At 68.7% G+C, this 15,612-nt stretch carries 12 protein-coding genes; 1 reads left to right on the top strand and 11 read right to left on the bottom strand.

The window, feature by feature from the left end; genetic code table 11:
- Positions 1-2 precede the first annotated feature (2 nt).
- Entirely contained in the window at positions 3-3,164 is a 3,162-nt protein-coding gene (locus tag HIV01_RS16815; RefSeq protein ID WP_207527019.1) for an efflux RND transporter permease subunit, read from the top strand.
- A 7-nt stretch (positions 3,165-3,171) separates the two neighbouring features.
- On the opposite strand, the gene HIV01_RS16820 is transcribed toward HIV01_RS16815, so the two are convergent.
- The 11 genes from HIV01_RS16820 to ilvD all read right to left on the bottom strand — a co-directional run bounded on the left by HIV01_RS16820 (position 3,172) and on the right by ilvD (position 15,507).
- Positions 3,172-3,804 (bottom strand): hypothetical protein, encoded by a 633-nt coding sequence (locus tag HIV01_RS16820; RefSeq protein ID WP_200608680.1) that lies wholly within the window; start codon positions 3,802-3,804, stop codon positions 3,172-3,174.
- Between the two features lie 73 nt (positions 3,805-3,877).
- Positions 3,878-4,966 (bottom strand): 3-isopropylmalate dehydrogenase, encoded by a 1,089-nt coding sequence (gene leuB / locus HIV01_RS16825; protein WP_200608678.1) that lies wholly within the window; start codon positions 4,964-4,966, stop codon positions 3,878-3,880.
- A complete protein-coding gene (gene leuD / locus HIV01_RS16830; protein ID WP_200608676.1) occupies positions 4,956-5,561 on the bottom strand; it encodes a 3-isopropylmalate dehydratase small subunit in 606 nt (201 codons plus the stop codon). The genes leuB and leuD overlap by 11 nt, the downstream gene beginning before the upstream one ends.
- Positions 5,561-7,009 carry a 3-isopropylmalate dehydratase large subunit gene (gene leuC / locus HIV01_RS16835; protein WP_200608674.1) on the bottom strand — a complete coding sequence of 483 codons (1,449 nt, stop codon included), beginning with the start codon at positions 7,007-7,009 and terminating at the stop codon, positions 5,561-5,563. Before leuC ends, leuD begins: the two co-directional genes overlap by 1 nt.
- A 62-nt stretch (positions 7,010-7,071) precedes the next feature.
- Positions 7,072-8,658, bottom strand: coding sequence for a 2-isopropylmalate synthase (locus tag HIV01_RS16840; protein WP_200608672.1), 1,587 nt, complete (start codon positions 8,656-8,658; stop codon positions 7,072-7,074).
- On the bottom strand, positions 8,655-9,749 hold the full coding sequence (locus HIV01_RS16845) for a threonine dehydratase (RefSeq protein ID WP_200608670.1): 1,095 nt from the start codon (positions 9,747-9,749) through the stop codon (positions 8,655-8,657). Before HIV01_RS16845 ends, HIV01_RS16840 begins: the two co-directional genes overlap by 4 nt.
- Positions 9,750-9,753: 4 nt before the next feature.
- The gene (locus HIV01_RS16850; protein WP_245157018.1) at positions 9,754-10,725 is read right to left on the bottom strand and encodes an aminotransferase class IV; all 972 of its coding nucleotides are present in this window, start codon (positions 10,723-10,725) and stop codon (positions 9,754-9,756) included.
- Positions 10,722-10,958 carry an ACT domain-containing protein gene (locus tag HIV01_RS16855; RefSeq protein ID WP_200608666.1) on the bottom strand — a complete coding sequence of 79 codons (237 nt, stop codon included), beginning with the start codon at positions 10,956-10,958 and terminating at the stop codon, positions 10,722-10,724. The genes HIV01_RS16850 and HIV01_RS16855 overlap by 4 nt, the downstream gene beginning before the upstream one ends.
- Positions 10,942-12,681, bottom strand: a complete 1,740-nt coding sequence (gene ilvG / locus HIV01_RS16860; protein ID WP_200608664.1) for an acetolactate synthase 2 catalytic subunit — start codon at positions 12,679-12,681, stop codon at positions 10,942-10,944. Before ilvG ends, HIV01_RS16855 begins: the two co-directional genes overlap by 17 nt.
- Entirely contained in the window at positions 12,681-13,838 is a 1,158-nt protein-coding gene (ilvC, locus tag HIV01_RS16865; RefSeq protein WP_280633570.1) for a ketol-acid reductoisomerase, read from the bottom strand. Before ilvC ends, ilvG begins: the two co-directional genes overlap by 1 nt.
- Positions 13,759-15,507, bottom strand: coding sequence for a dihydroxy-acid dehydratase (ilvD, locus tag HIV01_RS16870; protein WP_200608660.1), 1,749 nt, complete (start codon positions 15,505-15,507; stop codon positions 13,759-13,761). The genes ilvC and ilvD overlap by 80 nt, the downstream gene beginning before the upstream one ends.
- Between the last annotated feature and the right edge of the window lie 105 nt (positions 15,508-15,612).

The raw sequence follows: 15,612 nt of genomic DNA on the forward strand, positions 1-15,612 counted from the left end.
CCATGCGCTTCAACCTCTCCGAATGGGCCCTGCGCCATCGCAGCCTGATCGTCTACGCGATGCTGGTGATGGCCATCGCGGGCACCTTCTCGTACCTCAAGCTGGGCCGCAGCGAGGATCCGTCCTTCACCTTCAAGGTGATGGTGATCCGCACGCTGTGGCCGGGTGCGACCGCCGAGGAGGTCTCGCGCCAGGTCACCGAACGCGTCGAGAAGAAGCTGATGGAGACCGGCCAGTACGAGTTCATCCGCTCGTACTCGCGCGCCGGCGAATCGCAGGTGATGTTCATCGCCAAGGATTCGCTGCGCTCCAAGGACATCGGGCCGCTGTGGTACCAGGTGCGCAAGAAGATCGGCGACATCCGCCCGACCCTGCCCAGCGACGTGGTGGGTCCGTTCTTCAACGATGAGTTCGGCGACACCTTCGGCAACATCTACGCGCTGACCGGCAAGGGCTTCGACTACGCCGTGCTCAAGGACTACGCCGAGCGCGTGCAGCTGGCGCTGCAGTCGCAGCCGGACGTTGGCAAGATCGAACTGTTCGGCGTGCAGGACGAGAAGGTCTGGATCGAACTGTCGAACGTCAAGCTGGCCACGCTCGGCATCCCGGCGTCGGCGGTGCAGCAGGCGCTCGACGAGCAGAACGCGATGGTGCCGGCCGGCTTCTTCGAGACCGGCAGCACGCGCGTGCCGCTGCGCGTGGGCGGCAAGTTCAAGTCGGTCGAACAGATCCGCGAATTCCCGATCCGCGTCGGTGACCGCACCTTCCGCCTCGGCGACGTCGCCGACGTGCGCCGCGGCTTCTCCGATCCGCCGGCGCCGCGCATGCGCTTCATGGGCGAGGACGCCATCGGGATAGGGGTGGCGATGAAGGAGGGTGGCGACATCCTCAAGCTCGGCAAGACCCTGGAGGGCGAGTTCGCCGCGCTGCAGAAGACGCTGCCGGCGGGCATGGAGCTGCGCAAGGTCGCCGACCAGCCAGCCGCGGTCGAAGAGTCAGTCGGCGAGTTCATCAAGGTGCTGACCGAGGCCGTGGCCATCGTGCTGCTGGTGAGCTTCTTCTCGCTCGGCCTGCGCACCGGCCTGGTGGTGGCGCTGTCGATCCCGCTGGTGCTGGCGATGACCTTCGCGGTGATGTCGTTCTTCGGCGTCGGCCTGCACAAGATCTCACTCGGCGCGCTCGTGCTCGCGCTTGGCCTGCTCGTCGACGACGCGATCATCGCGGTGGAGATGATGGCCATCAAGATGGAGCAGGGCTTCAGTCGCCTCAAGGCGGCCGCGTTTGACTGGGAAAGTACTGCATTTCCGATGCTCACCGGCACGCTGATCACCGCGGCCGGCTTCCTGCCGATCGCCACCGCGCGGTCGAGCACCGGCGAATACACGCGTTCGCTGTTCGAGGTGGTCACCATCGCTCTGGTGGTGTCGTGGATCGCGGCGGTCGCCTTCATTCCGTATCTCGGCGACAAGCTGCTCCCCGATTATGGCCACGCTGCGGCGCCGCCGAAGCCGGGCTCGCTGCCGGCGCGCTGGCGCGGTTTCCGCGAACGCCTGGCCGACCGCTTCCCGGCCTTCCACGATTACCTCGCGCCCAAGCCGCCGATCGACGGCCACGTCCACGATCCTTACGCCAGCAAGTTCTACACCCGCTTCCGTGGCTGGGTGACGTTCTGCGTGCGTCGCCGCTGGCTGGTGATCGGCGTCACCGTCGCGGCGTTCGTGGCCTCGGTGTTCGCCTTCCGCTTCGTGCCGCAGCAGTTCTTCCCGGATTCGACGCGACCGGAACTGATGGTCGATGTCGAACTGGCCGAAGGCAGCTCGCTGCGCGCGACCTCGGAACAGGCCGAGCGCCTGGAGAAGATCCTCGCCGGCCGCAAGGACCTGGCCAGTTATGTCGCCTACGTCGGCACCGGTTCGCCGCGCTATTACCTGCCGCTGGACCAGCAGTTGCCGGCGGCCAACTTCGCCCAGTTCGTGCTGACGCCGAAGAACCTGGAAGCGCGTGAGGACATTCGCCGCTGGCTGATCGAAGACGTGTTCAAGCGCTTCCCGGAACTGCAGATGCGCGTCACGCGCCTGGAGAACGGCCCGCCGGTGGGCTATCCGGTGCAGTTCCGCGTGTCGGGCGAGCACATCGACCAGGTCCGCAAGATTGCCTACCAGGTGCAGCAGAAGATCCGCGCCAACCCGCACGTGGTCAACGTCAACTTCGACTGGGACGAGCCGAACAAGGTCGTGCGCCTGGTCGTCGACCAGGAACGTGCGCGCGCGCTGGGCGTGAGTTCGGCGCGATTGGCGCAGTTCCTGTCGAGCTCGCTGTCGGGCTCGCACGTGAGCACCTACCGCGAAGGCAACGAACTGGTCGAGATGCTGCTGCGCGGTCCGGCCGAAGAGCGCCTGCGCCTGGAAATGCTCAGCAGCCTGATGGTGCCAACGCAGAGTGGCCAGAGCGTGCCGCTGACGCAGATCGCCACCCTCGAATACGGTTTCGAGGAAGGCATCATCTGGCACCGCGACCGCAGCCCGACCATGACCGTACGCGCCGACATCTATGACGGCACGCAGCCGGCCACGGTGACCGCGCAGATCTCGCCGACGCTGGACGAGTTGCGCGCGAAGCTGCCGTACGGCTATTCGATCGATGTCGGCGGCAGTGTCGAGGACTCCGCGCGCGGACAGAACTCGATCGTCGCCGGCGTGCCGCTGTTCCTGTTCGCGGTGTTCACCCTGCTGATGATGCAGCTGCGCAGCTTCTCGCGCAGCTTCCTGGTGCTGCTGACCGCGCCGCTGGGGCTGATCGGCGTGACCTTGTTCCTGCTGGTGTTCCGCGTGCCGTTCGGCTTCGTGGCGATGCTCGGCACGATCGCGCTGGCGGGCATGATCATGCGCAACTCGGTGATCCTGGTCGACCAGATCGAGCACGACATCATCGCCGGTGCCGAGCATTGGCAGGCGATCGTCGAGGCAACCGTGCGCCGCTTCCGGCCGATCGTGCTGACCGCGCTGGCGGCGATCCTGGCGATGATCCCGCTGTCGCGCAGCGCGTTCTTCGGGCCGATGGCGGTGGCCATCATGGGCGGCCTGACGGTGGCGACGTTCCTGACGCTGCTGTTCCTGCCGGCACTGTATGCGGCGTGGTTCCGGGTGAAGGCGCCGGCGCAGTAACCGTTGCCTACCAGCCCCAGGGTGCCGGCGGTGCCGGCACCGGTCGGGTCAGGTCGAACTCGATGCGGAACCGCCGCCCCGGACGCGTGCGTTCGTAGGCGGCGATCCGGCCTGGCTCGATCTCCAGCGTCCACACGTTGGAAACGGAGTCGTTGCGCTGGTTGCGCTGGAACAGCGCCTTGGACTTGGCGTCGACAGGAAACACCTGGCGCGTGGCGCTGCCGGCATCGACCGTGACGCCGCCGTACAGCGTCAGCGCATCCGGGCTGCCGTCGCGGTTACGGCGATCGTGATCGAGCTTGAGCCCGGAAGCCGTGCGCGTTATCAGCAAGGTGCGGGAGTGATCCTCTCCGACGTGGAAGGGAATGGCGATGCGGTCGTGCTCGCACTGGCGGACATGCATGATCAACGCCTTGCCCGCATACGGCGCGCCAGGAGTCGGCGGATCGTCGGCCACGATGCGGCCCGCGAACGCCTTGCCGCAAAGCGTCTGCAGGTTGGCGAAGAAGGCGTCCGCAGGCTGCAGTGCTTGACCGCCGGACGCAGGCGACGCGTCGGCCGCGGACGGCGAGGAGCGGCATGCCGGCAGTAGCAGCAGGGTGGCGATGATCGCCGTGGCAAGCCGGAGGGTACGCGTCATGCGCGCACCCTAGCCGCGGGGGTGTGACCGCGCCATCAATGCGCGGGCCACCCGGGTCCGGGCAACGGAACCTTCAGTCGCGCATCACCACTGGCTCACATTCGATCTGCAGCTGGGCCAGTACCGCGCCTGTTGCCGCCTGGGTGCTGACGCCGCGCCCGGCTGGGGCGATGTCGGCAGTGAACACTCCGGCATCGAGCGCCGCTCCCACTGCCTTCTCGATGCAGCGCGCCTCGCTTTCCAGGCCCAGCGAATGGCGCAACAGCAGCGCGGTGCTGAGGATCGTCGCGTAGGGGTTGGCGATGCCGCGGCCGGCGATGTCCGGGGCCGAGCCATGGATCGGCTCGTAGAGTCCTACCCGGCCTTCGCCCAGTGATGCCGACGGCAACAGGCCGAGCGAGCCGGCGAGCATCGAAGCCTCATCGGTCAGGATGTCGCCGAACATGTTCTCGGTGACGATCACGTCGTACTCGCGCGGCTTGGCCAGCAAGTGCATGGCCATCGAGTCGACCAGCTGGTGTTCGAGCGTGATGTCGGGGAACTCGTCGCGGACGATCCGCGTCGTTACTTCGCGCCACAACCGCGAAGTCTCCAGCACATTGGCCTTGTCGACCGAGGTGACATGGCCGCGACGCTCGCGCGCCAGCGTGCAGGCGCGACGGACCACGCGTTCGATCTCGGCAACGGTGTACTCGCACAGGTCGCTGGCCGACTCACTGCTCCGTTGCTTGGTACCGAAGTAGATGCCGCCGGTGAGTTCGCGCACGACCATAAGATCGACGCCGTTGAGCAGGTGCGGCTTGATCGGCGAGGCGCCGAGCGCGGCCGGGTGCGGTTTGACCGGGCGCAGGTTGGCGTACAGGCCCAGCGCCTTGCGGATTGCCAGCAACCCCTGCTCGGGGCGCACCGCAGCCTTGGGGTCGGACCACTTCGGGCCGCCGACGGCACCGAGCAGCACCGCATCGGCGCGCCGCGCCGCGGCCAGGGTTTCGGGCGGCAGGGGCGAGCCGGTGGCATCGATGGCGGCGCCGCCGATCAGGTGATGCTCGAAACGGAACACGTGGCCGTAGCGCTGCGCCACCGCGCGCAGCACCTCCACTGCCGCGGCGGTGACCTCCGGGCCAATGCCGTCGCCGGGAAGAACGACGATGTCAGCTTGCATGGACGAACTCCTGGTTGGATGTGACGCGCTGGGATTCGAAACGGGCAATGGCCTCGTCCTGGCGGAGCAGGTAGCCGAGCTGGTCGACGCCTTCGAGCAGGCAGGTCCGGGCGAAGGCATCGAGCGGGAACTCGACACGGCGGCCATCGGGCAAGGTCACACTGCGCTGCGCGATGTCGATGTGCAGTTCGATGCCGGGCCGGTCGAGCAGCTCATCGACGATGGTTTCGTCGAGCACGATCGGCAGCAGGCCGTTCTTGAGGGCGTTGCTGCGGAAGATGTCGGCGATCTCGGCGCTGATCACCGCGCGCAGGCCGAGGTCGGCCAGCGCCCACGGCGCATGCTCACGCGAGGAACCGCAGCCGAAGTTGCGGCCGGCGACGAGGATGCCGGCGCCGGCGTTCTCGGCGCGGTTGAAGGCGAAGTCGGGATTGAGCGAACCGTCAGGCAGTCGCCGCCAGTCATTGAAGGCGAACTGGCCCAGACCCTGGCGCTGGGTGGTGGTCAGGAACCGCGCCGGGATGATCTGGTCGGTGTCGATGTTGCGTTCGCGCAGCACGACAGTGCGCGAAGTCAGTTCGGTAAAGGGGCGCATCAGGCCACCTCCAGGGTTTCGGCCTGCTGCGCCGGTGCCGTCGTCAGGTACGGCCTCGGGTCGGTGATCTCGCCGGCGACCGCGCACGCGGCCGCGGTCAGCGGCGACGCCAGCACGGTGCGCGCACCCTTGCCCTGTCGCCCTTCGAAGTTGCGATTGCTGGTGGACACCGCGAGCTGGCCAGGGCCGACAAGGTCGCCGTTCATCGCGATGCACATCGAACAGCCGGGCTCGCGCCATTCGGCACCGGCGGCACGCACGATCTGGTCGATGCCTTCGGCTTCGGCTTCGCGCTTGACCTGCTCGGATCCCGGCACCACCAGCATGCGCACGCGCGGATGCACGTGGCGACCGCGCAATACGCTGGCGGTTTCGCGCAGGTCGGACAGGCGCGAGTTGGTGCAACTGCCGACGAAGACCACGTCGACCGGCCGACCGGCCAGCGCCGCGCCTGGTTGCCAGCCCATGTAGTCGAGGGCCTTGGCCTGGTCGCCATCACCGGAGGCGGGAACATGCGCGGCGATGGACGCCACCTGGCCCGGATGGGTGCCCCAGGTCACCGTCGGCTGGATGTCGGCGGCATCGATGCGGACCTCGCGATCGAAGCGTGCGCCATCATCCGTGCGGAGCTGGCGCCACTGCGCGACTGCCGAATCGAAGGCGGCATCTTGCGGAGCGCGTGGGCGGCCGCGCAGGTAGTCGAACGTGACTTCATCCGGCGCGATCAGCCCGGCACGCGCACCTGCCTCGATCGACATGTTGCACACCGTCATCCGCTGCTCCATCGACAGCGCACGGATGGTGGAACCGCGGTACTCGATGACATGGCCGGTGCCGCCGTTGACGCCGATGACGCCGATCACATGCAGGATCAGGTCCTTGGCGCCGACGCCGGGTGCGAGCGCGCCGTCGACGGTGATCGACAGCGTCTTCGGCTTGCGCTGCAGCAGGCACTGCGTCGCCAGCACGTGGCCGACCTCGCTGGTGCCGATGCCGAACGCCAGCGCACCGAATGCACCATGCGTGGCGGTGTGGCTGTCGCCGCAGACGATGGTCTGGCCCGGCTGGGTCAGGCCAAGCTCCGGGCCCATCACGTGGACGATGCCGCGCTGCGGGCTGTCGTAGTCGAACAGCTCGACGCCGAAGCGCGCGCAGTTCTCGCGCAGCTTCTCGACCTGCGCGCGTGCCTCGGCATTGACGTAGGGGTGCTGTCCGTCGGCGCCGACAGGCAGGGTGGGGGTGGAATGGTCGAGCGTGCCCTTGGTCAGTTCCGGACGGCGCACCGGCAGGTTGCGTTCGTCCAGTTCGGCGAAGGCCTGCGGCGAGGTCACTTCATGGATCAGGTGCAGGTCGATGTAGAGCGTGGCCGGCGCGGTCTCGCTTTCGGGCGTGACGAGGTGGGCGTCCCACAGTTTGTCGAACAACGTTCGCGGTGCTTGGCTGGTCATTGGCTGGGCTTGATGGATATGAAGAAGGGGGGCTGGACGGGCGTTCTGGTCAGGCGCTGTTGCTAGGCAATCGCCGCCGTCCTGCGCTCGGGTTCGGCCGTACTCGCCGCGCGCGTGCGCAGCACCCGGTTGGCGATGTCCAGCCACGCCAGCGCGCTGGCTTCGAGGATGTCGGTGCTGGTACCCGAGCCGGTGACCTCGACGCCGTCGACGCGGGCGATCAGGCTGGCCTGTCCCTGCGCGTCGTCGCCGGTGGTGACGCTGGAGACCTGGTAGCTGTCGATCTCGAGCGCCAGACCGGTGGCGCGGGCCAGTGCCGCGAACAGCGCATGCACCGGGCCGTCGCCGACGGCGGCTTCGCTGACGGTGGCGCCGTCGGCATCGACCAGTTGCACGCTCGCGGTCGGCAGGCTGTCCTGGTTCACGCCCGTGCTGACATGCAGTCGGGCGAGGCGATGGCCGCGTGCGGCACGCTTGTCGGCGCCGAGCACCAGCGCCTCCAGGTCGGCATCGAACACTTCGCGCTTCTTCTCCGCCAGCGCCTTGAAGCCGGCGAACACGGAGTTCAGCTGCGCTTCGTCGAGGGCGAAGCCGAGCGTCTGCAGGCGGTCACTCAATGCCGCGCGACCGCTGTGGCGGCCCATCACCATCTGCGACTGCGCCCAGCCGACATCCTCCGGCCGCATGATCTCGTAGGTGCCGCGGTGCTTGAGCATGCCGTGCTGGTGGATGCCCGACTCGTGGGCGAAGGCGTTCTGCCCGACCACGGCCTTGTTGCGCTGCACGGCCATGCCGGTGATGCGCGACAGCAGGCGCGAGGTCGGCACCAGCCGGCGGCTGTCGATGCGGGTGTGCGCGCCGTAGTACTCGCCGCGCACGCGCAGGGCCATCACCAGTTCCTCGAGCGCGCAGTTGCCGGCGCGCTCGCCGATGCCGTTGATCGTGCATTCGACCTGGCGCGCGCCGCCCTCGATCGCGGCCAGCGAGTTGGCGACGGCCAGGCCGAGGTCGTTGTGGCAGTGCGCGGAAAACACCGCCTGCCCGGCGCCGACCACGTTCGCGCGCAGGTACTCGAACAGCGAGCGGATCTCGCTGGGCGTGGTGTAACCGACGGTGTCCGGGATGTTCAGGGTGCGGGCGCCGGCGGCAACGGCGGCACTGCAGATCTGCGCCAGGAACTCCGGCTCGGTGCGCAGCGCGTCCTCGGCGGAGAACTCGACATCGTCGGCATGCCTGCGCGCCAGTTCGACGCCCATCACCGCGCGCTCAAGCACCTGCTCGCGGCTCAGGCCCAGCTTGTGCTCCCGGTGCAGCGGGCTGGTCGAGATGAAGACATGGATGCGCGGATGAACGGCACCGTCCAGCGCCCGTGCGCAGGCTTCGATGTCGCCCTCGTGGCAGCGCGCCAGCGTCGCGACAGTGGCGCCGCGCACCTCGCGGGCAATCGCGCGCACGGCGCCCATGTCGGTTTCCGAGCTGGCCGGGAAGCCCGCCTCGATCACGTCGACGCCGAGTTCCGACAGCGCATGGGCGAATCGAAGCTTCTGCGCCGGCGTCATGCTGCAGCCCGGCGACTGCTCGCCGTCACGCAGGCTGGTGTCGAAGATCCGTACTCGGGAGGCAGGGTCCCGGGAGGCGGGGTCGTTCATGCGATGAGCTCCTCGTTGCGGGTGCGCACGGCGACGGTGCGAAAGGGTGGGTTGAGCGGGGTGGGGCGAAGCGTGGTGATGGCCGGCTCCAGTGGCGCCTGCGCCGGTTGCTCGCGATGGCGGCGGCGTGGACGTCGCGGTGCGCGCGGACGGACTTCGGAAAGCAGTTGCGCGAGCACACCGGCATCGAGGTTGCCGCCGGAAACCACCGCGCACTTGCGCTTGCCGGCGACGCGACGGCCCGCCGCCAGCGCCAGCGCACCGGCGCCTTCGGCGATGACGTGTTCTTCCAGTGCCAGGCGCACGAGCGTCTCGCGCAGTTCGGCCTCACGCACGACGATCACGTCATCGAGCAGGTGCGACAGCAGCTGACGGGTCAGTTGGCCAGGCACCTTGACGCGCACGCCGTCGGCCAGGGTCGCTGCCGGCTCACGCGGCACGCAGTCGCCACGCAATGCCCGCAGCATCGAATCGACGCCTTCGACCTGGGCGCCGATAACGCGCACACCCTGCGACTTCATCGCCAGCGCGACACCCGAAGCGAGCCCGCCGCCGCCGATCGGCACCAGCACCACGTCCGGGGCCAGCGCCGCCAGTTCCAGCCCGACCGTGCCCTGGCCGGCGATCACGTCGGGATCGTCGAACGCCGACAGCACGCGGTAATCGTTCTGCAGGGCCAGCTCGGCGGCGAAGGCCTTGGCCTCGTCGTAGCTGTCGCCATGCAGGCGCACCGTCGCCCCCCAATGGGCGACGCCGGCGATCTTGGTCTGTGGCGCGCAGCGCGGCATCACGGTGATCGCATTGACGCCGAGGCGATACGCCGCCCAGGCCAGCCCTTGCGCATGGTTTCCCGCGGACGCGGCGATGACCGTGCGATGGTCACCGCGCTCGCGCGCGGCCAGCAGCGCGTTGAGCGCGCCGCGCACCTTGTAGGAACCGGTGCGCTGCAGGTTCTCCAGCTTCAGCCAGCAGCCGAAGCGCTCGGCATAGTGGAGCGGGGTCGGTGGCAGGTAGCGGCGCAGGCGGGCCTGCGCCGCCAGTACGTCACCGACATCGACAGTCTGTACGCGAGAGCTTACGTCGCCATCCATGGCATCAGACCGCCGTCAGCCAGCCGGCATGCGCCGGCTCTTCGCCGCGCACGACGCGGGCATACAGCGCCGACAGCTCGCGCGTGACCGGGTTGTCGCCGAACTCGCGGCGGTCGAGCACGCTGATCGGCGCGGTCTCGGCGGCGGTGCCGCAAACGAAGACCTCGTCGGCATCGAGCAGCTCGTGATGGGTAACGGTGCGCGACTCCGCGCCGCTGAGCTTGATCAGCGTGTCGCGGGTGATGCCGGGCAGGGCGTCGCGGTGCTCCACCGCTGTGACCTGTCCATTTCGCACCATGAAGACGTTGGCGCCGGTGCACTCGACGACGTTGCCGTCGTCGTCGACGAACAGTGCCTCGTCGAATCCGCGCGACTTGGCTTCGCGCTTGGCGAGGATCGAGTTGACGTAGCCGCCGCACAGTTTCAGCGGCGGCAGCGCGCTGGCCGGATTGCGCCGCCACGGCGACACGGTCAGACGGGTGCGGTCACCGGCCAAGTGCACGCGCTGGGCCATGGTGGCGACCATGAAGTGCTGGCTCAGATGCGAGACGTCCAGGCCGATGCTGCCTGTGCCGAACCATGCCAGCGGGCGGATGTAGGCATCGCGATGGTCGTTGGCGCGCAGCGTCTCCAGCGTCGCCTCGAAGGCACGCTCGACGTCGAAGTCCAGGCCCAGCAGCTCCGCGCCCTTGCGCATGCGCTGCAGGTGCTCGGGCAGGCGGAACACCGCGGCGCCGTTGCGCGTGGCGTAGCTGCGGATGCCCTCGAACACGCCGGTGCCGTAGTGCATGGCATGGGTGGTCAGTGGTGCCTGCAGCGAATCGGCGCTGGCCAGTTCGCCGTCGAACCACAGCATCGGCGTGTCGGTTGACGTCGGGCGACGCCGCGCATCGTCCAGGCGCGTACCGTCGAGTAGCTGCATCGGCATCGCCGTGGCGCGCTGCCGCACGCCCTGTTGACTCTCGGTGACGGTCATTGACACGGCGACACCTCCACCGAGAGGCAGTCGTAGAGCTTGGCGAGCTGTGTCTGCAGGCTGGTGTCGGCGCGGTCGCCTTCGACGGTCAGGCGCAGGTACCAGCGGTCGCCGTCGGGCTGCGCTTCGCCATCGACCGCGAGCGGGCGGAAGCCACGTCGTTCGGCGGCGCCCAGTACACGCGCCAGCGCACCTTCGGCCTGGCGCAGGGTGAGATCAAGCTGGTATCGCATGGCGGGGATCCTCGGCGGTGGGGGTGGCAAGGGCGGCACGCGCGTCTGCTTCCGGATCGAGCATCTGCGCGTTGTTGTGGTTGGGCGGCACCAGCGGCCACACGTTGGCGGCCTGGTCGATGGCCACGTGCAGCAGGGCCGGGCCGGGGGCGGCCAGCAGCTGTTGCAGTGCGGCTTCGACGCCGTCGGCGCGATCGACGTGTAGCGCCTGCACGCCGAATGCGGCGGCTACGGCGACGAAGTCGGGGTTGTCGGACAGGTCGATCTCGGAATAGCGGCGCTCGAAGAACAGCTCCTGCCACTGCCGGACCATTCCCAGGGCCTGGTTGTCGAGCAGCACGATCTTCACCGGCAGTCCGTAGCGGCGCAGCGTGGCCAGCTCCTGCACGTTCATCAGGAACGAGCCGTCGCCGCTGACGCACACGACCTGCGCCGACGGATCCTGCATCTGCGCACCGATCGCGGCCGGCAGGCCGAAACCCATCGCGCCGAGTGCGCCGCTGGTCAGGTGCTGGCGCGGTTCCTTCATGCGCCAGTGCTGTGCGACCCACATCTGGTGCTGGCCGACATCGCAGGCGACGACGGCATTGGGCGCCAGTTCCGACAGGCGCTTGAGCAGCGATGGCGCGTACACGCTTTCACCCGGGGCGTCGTAACGCGCGGCATGTTCGCGTGCGCGCTGCTGGCAGGTCGCGCGCCAGGCACGGCGGGCAATGCCGTTGCGTCCGTGCAGGTGCGCCGCGCACGGCAGGGTCAGCGCGGTCAGGGTGGTGCGGATGTCGCCGCGCACGCCGACATCGGCGTGGCGCAGCTTGCCGATCTCGCAGGCGTCCAGGTCCATGTGGACGACGCGCGCGTTCGGTGCGAACTCGGCCAGCTTGCCGGTGGCGCGATCGTCGAAGCGCGCGCCAACGACGATCAGCAGGTCGGCTTCCTGCACGGCAAGGTTGGCCGCGCGGCTGCCGTGCATGCCGAGCATGCCCAGATTGAGGGCGTGCCCGGACGGCAGCGCGCCCAGGCCCTTCAGCGTCAGCACGGTCGGGATCTGGGTGGCGTCGACGAAGGTGCGGAACGCCGCCACGCTGTCGCCGAGCGCGATGCCGCCGCCGCCATACATCAGCGGCCGCTGAGCCTGCGAGATCAGCGCCAGCGCCGCGTGCAGCGAGGCGTCGATGGGCGCGGGCACATCGTCGATGTCCAGCGGCACGTGCGCCGGCAACTGCGAGGCATCACCGAACTGCACGTCCTTGGGCAGGTCGATCAGCACCGGACCCGGACGGCCGGAGCGGGCGATGCGGAACGCTTCCGCCACCATCCGCGGCAGGTCCTCGACCTTTCGCGGCAGGAAGCTGTGCTTGACGATCGGCATGGTCATGCCGAACACATCCAGCTCCTGGAAGGCATCCGTGCCCATCAGCGCCGTCGGCACCTGGCCGGTGATCACCACCATCGGCACCGAGTCGAGCATCGCGTCGGCGATGCCCGTCACCAGGTTCGAGGCGCCCGGACCGGAGGTGGCGACGCATACGCCGACGCGCCCGCTTGCTCGTGCGTAGCCATTGGCCGCGAATGCCGCGCCCTGTTCGTGGCGGACCAGCACATGGCGCAGGTCCGACCCGTGCAGGGCGTCGTAGAAGGGCATGATCGCGCCGCCCGGATAACCGAAGAGCGTATCGACGCCTTCAGCCACCAGAGCCTGCACCAGCCAGCGGGCACCGTTCATCACGCGGCCTCGGTCTGCGCCGGGCGCGCCGCGGTGGCCGCTGCCGGTTGCTGTGCCGATGCGCCGAGCCACTTCATGTTGGCGCGCAGCTTCTTGCCGACCGCTTCGATCGGATGGTCAAGGTCGGCCTGCTTGAGCGCCTTGTAGTTGGCGTTGCCGGCGGCGTACTCGGCGATCCACTGGCGCGCGAACGTGCCGTCCTGGATCTCGGTCAGCACCTTCTTCATCTGCGCGCGGGTGTTGTCGTCGACGACGTAGGTGCCGCGGGTCAGCGCACCGTACTGCGCGGTTTCGCTGATGAACTCGTGCATGCGGGTGATGCCGCCTTCGTAGAACAGGTCGACGATCAGCTTCAGTTCGTGCAGGCACTCGTAGTACGCGACCTCGGGCTGGTAACCGGCCTCGACCAGCGTTTCCCAGCCGGCCTGCACGAGCTTGGTGGCGCCGCCGCAGAGCACGGCCTGTTCGCCGAACAGGTCGGTTTCGGTCTCTTCCTTGAAGGTGGTCTGGATTGCGTTCTGGCGGGCGCCGCCGATGCCGGCGCAATAGGTCAGCGCGAGTTGCTCGGCGTTGCCACTGCGGTCCTGGTGGACGGCGTAGACAGACGGCACGCCGCGGCCGATCTCGTACTCGCGACGCACCAGCGCGCCCGGGCCCTTGGGCGCGACCAGCACCACGTCGAGGTCCTCGCGTGGCGTGATCTGGCCGTAGTGGACGTTGAAGCCGTGCGCGAACAGCAGGCATGCGCCCGCCGCGATGTTCGGCTCGATCACTTCGCCGTAGAGCTGCGGCTGGACCATGTCCGGCGTGAGCACGGCGACGAGCTGCGCGTTCCTGACCGCTTCGGCCGGCGTGGTGACGGTGAAGCCGTCGGCCTTGGCCTTGATCTCGGTCGGGCCGCCCGGTCGCAGGCCGATGGTGACGTCGAAGCCGGAGTCGCGCAGGTTCAGTGCATGGGCGCGGCCCTGGCTGCCGTAACCGACGATGGCGACGCGGGGTTTGGAGCTGGTGGTCATTGCAAAGTCCTTGTGATGTTCGAAGCGGAAGGAGGAGCAGGAACGAACGACTTCTGCGTGGTCAGGCGAGTGCGGGTTCGCGTGGTTCTGGGGTGCTGCTGGTTTCCGCGTCGACCAGCTGGCTTGCGATGCGGCGGTCATCGAGAGGGCCCGGTGCGGTCACGGCGCCGCGCGAGGCGGAACTGACCTGGCGCGCGTACTTGGCCAGCACGCCGGTGGTGACGCGCGGGGCGATGCGTGCAGGCAGGCGCGTGGACAGGTCGGCATCGACGTCGATGCGGCGCGTGCCGACATCGATCCGCACGCGGTCGCCTTCGCGCAGCTTCGCGATCGGTCCGCCGTGCGCGGCCTCGGGCGAGATGTGGCCAACCATGAAGCCGTGCGTCGCGCCGCTGAAGCGGCCATCGGTGATCAGCGCGACGTCGTTGCCCAGGCCCTGGCCGACCAGCGCCGCGGTGACGGCCAGCATTTCGCGCATGCCCGGGCCACCGGCAGGACCTTCGAAGCGGATCACCACGACGTCGCCGGCATTGACCTGGCGCGACTGCACCGCCGCGAACGCGGCTTCCTCCGAATCGAACACGCGCGCGGTGCCTTCGAAGTGCTCGCGGCCATGGCCGGCGAGCTTGACGATGCAGCCTTCGGGGGCGAGGTCGCCGTAGAGGATCGAATAACCGCCGCGCGGCTTGATGGGGTCGCTGATCGGGCGGACGACATCCTGCTGCGCGGGTGCCGGCACATCGTCGAGTTCGGAGAAGAACGAACGGCCGGTGACGGTCGCGATGTCCTCGATCAGACCCGCAGCACGCAGCTCGCGCGCCACCAGCGCGGTGCCGCCCTGTTCGAACATCTCCGCGGCGGTGTAGCGGCCGCCGGGCTTGAGGTCGGCGATCACCGGCGTCATGCGTGCGGCTGCTTCGAACTCTTCCAGGTCGAAGGCAACGCCGGCTTCGTGCGCGATCGCCAGCAGGTGCAGGGCGGCATTGGTGGAGCCGGCAGTGGCCGAGACCGCGCGGGCCGCGTTGCGCAACGCAGCTGGGGAGAGGATGTCGCGCGGTCCCGGCCCGCCGTTGCGCAACCGGTCCATCACCAGCGCACCGCAAGCCCGGGCGGCGGCCGGCTTGTCGGCGTGGATCGCCGGGATGTCGTTCAACTGCAACGGCGACAGGCCGAGGAAGGTCAGCACCATCGCCATCGTGTTGGCGGTGAACTGGCCGCCGCAGGCGCCGGCGCCGGGACAGGCATGGGATTCGATGCGGTGCAGCTCGGCGTCGTCGATGCGGCCGGCGGAGTGCGCGCCGACGGCTTCGAAGACGTCCTGCACGGTGAGGGGGCGGTCTGTCTCTCCCTGCTTCGACGGACATCGGCCGGGCATGATCGTGCCGCCATAGAGGATCACAGTCGGGATATCCAGGCGCGCCGCCGTCATCGCAGCGGCCGGGATGGTCTTGTCGCAGCCGACCAGCAGCACCATCGCGTCGAGGCAGTGGCCGCTGACGGCCAGCTCGATCGAATCGGCGATGGTCTCGCGCGAGGCCAGCGAACAGCGCATGCCGTCGGAGCCCATCGCGATGCCGTCGGTGACGGCGATGGTGTTGAACTCGATCGGCGTGCCGCCGTTGTCGAGCACGCCCTGGCGCACGTCCTGCGCGAGGTCGCGCAGGGTGAAGTTGCACGGCGACACGTCCGACCAGGTGTGGACGACGGCGACCAGCGGTTTCGCGATCGCGGCGTCGTCCAGGCCGGTGGCGCGCAGCATCGCGCGTGCCGGTGCATGTGCGGGGCCTTGCTTGATGGCGTTGCTTCTCACGAACTGGAGTCCTTGGTGGATTCCAGGCCCGCAAAAACAAAAACCCCGCGCCGTTTCGGGCGCGGGGTCTTTGTGTTTCAGACCTGGGTGGTGTGGTGTTGCTTA

It is taken from the genome of Lysobacter arenosi (assembly GCF_016613475.2).
In the GTDB taxonomy this organism is placed as follows: domain Bacteria; phylum Pseudomonadota; class Gammaproteobacteria; order Xanthomonadales; family Xanthomonadaceae; genus Lysobacter_J; species Lysobacter_J arenosi.